Consider the following 1,520-nt stretch of genomic DNA (forward strand, 5'->3'; position numbering starts at 1 on the left):
CATGCCAGAAGCTGCCGCGAATTTGGGCAGCAGGCCCGGCGCAGGAGGAGATTTCCCATGAGCAACAGCAAGGACGTCTGGCGGCGCGTCGACGAAAAGGCCCCGGCCTATTTCGAGCTTTCCGACCGCGTCTGGCATGTTCCCGAGCTGAACTACCAGGAGGTGCGCTCCGCCGCCGAGCACGGAGCCATGCTGGAGCGCGAGGGCTTCCGCGTCACCACCGGCGTCGCCGGCCTGCCTACCGCAGTTGTGGGCGAGGCTGGCGAGGGCGGCCCGGTCATCGCGATCATGGGCGAGTATGACGCTCTGCCGGGCCTGAGCCAGGAAGCCGGCGTCGCCACCGAGACGCCGATCGAGAAGGGCGGCAACGGCCATGGCTGCGGCCACAACATGCTTGGCTCCGCCTCGCTGCTCGCCGCCGCCGCCGTGAAGGACTACCTCGCCGCCAACGGCCTCAAGGGCCGCGTGCGCTATTATGGCTGCCCGGCCGAGGAAGGCGGCTCGGCCAAAGGCTTCATGGTCCGGGCCGGAGCCTTCGACGATGTCGATATCGCGCTGTGCTGGCATCCGGCTTCGTTCAACGGCGTCAACCGGCCCTTCTCGCTCGCCTGCGTCGAGATCGAGTTCACCTTCAGCGGCCGCGCTTCGCATGCCGCGGCGGCACCCCATCTCGGCCGCTCGGCGCTCGACGCCGTCGAACTGATGCATATCGGCGTTAACTACATGCGCGAGCACATGCCTTCGACGGCGCGCGTCCACTACGCCATCATCAATGCCGGCGGCATCGCGCCCAACGTGGTTCAGGCCACGGCGACGACGCGCCAGCTCATCCGCGCCGCCACCCTCGGCGAGATGTGGGAGCTCGTCGCCCGCGTAAAGAAGATCGCCGAGGGCGCCGCGCTGATGAGCGAGACCACGGTCTCGATCAAGCAGCTCTCGGGCGACGCCAACCTGATCGGCAACCGACCGCTCGAAGAAGCCATGCAGGCCAATCTCGAGGCGCTCGGCGGCCCGGGCTTCGATGCCGAGGACCATGCTTTCGCCGCCAGGTTCCAGAAAACGCTGAGCGCGCAGGACATCGCCGCCGCCTATGGCCGCTTCGACCTCCAGCCGAAGGACGGCGAGGCGCTGAGCGACGAGATCTACCCGCTCGGCGCCGGCAACGACACCTCGGTCGGCTCGACCGATGTCGGCACCGTCAGCTGGGTCGTCCCGACCGTGCAGTGCCGCACCGCCTGCTACGCCATCGGCACTCCCGGCCATTCCTGGCAGCTCGTCGCACAGGGCCTCGCGCCCGCCGCGCACAAGGGCCTGGCGCTGGCGGCCAAGGCCATGGCCGGCGTCGCCACGGACGTGCTGGGCGACCCGGCCTTGCTCAAGGCGGCCAAGGACGAGTTCGCGGCCTTCCGGGCCAGGAACCCCTTCGCCAACCCGATCACCGACGATGTCGAGCCGCCGCTCGACATGGCGGCACATTGACGCTGCAGCCGGCTGAAAAGCGCGATGCATGTGAGCAAGGC

1 protein-coding gene is annotated in these 1,520 nt (G+C 68.8%); it reads left to right on the top strand.

Annotated features, from left to right (window positions below; genetic code table 11):
- Positions 1 to 57: 57 nt before the first annotated feature.
- Entirely contained in the window at positions 58 to 1,479 is a 1,422-nt protein-coding gene (locus ACIPIA_RS16055) for a M20 family metallopeptidase (RefSeq protein WP_400510973.1), read from the top strand.
- The last annotated feature ends 41 nt before the right edge of the window (positions 1,480 to 1,520 follow it).

This window comes from Allobosea sp. CER48, from assembly GCF_044752385.1.
GTDB lineage: Bacteria > Pseudomonadota > Alphaproteobacteria > Rhizobiales > Beijerinckiaceae > Allobosea.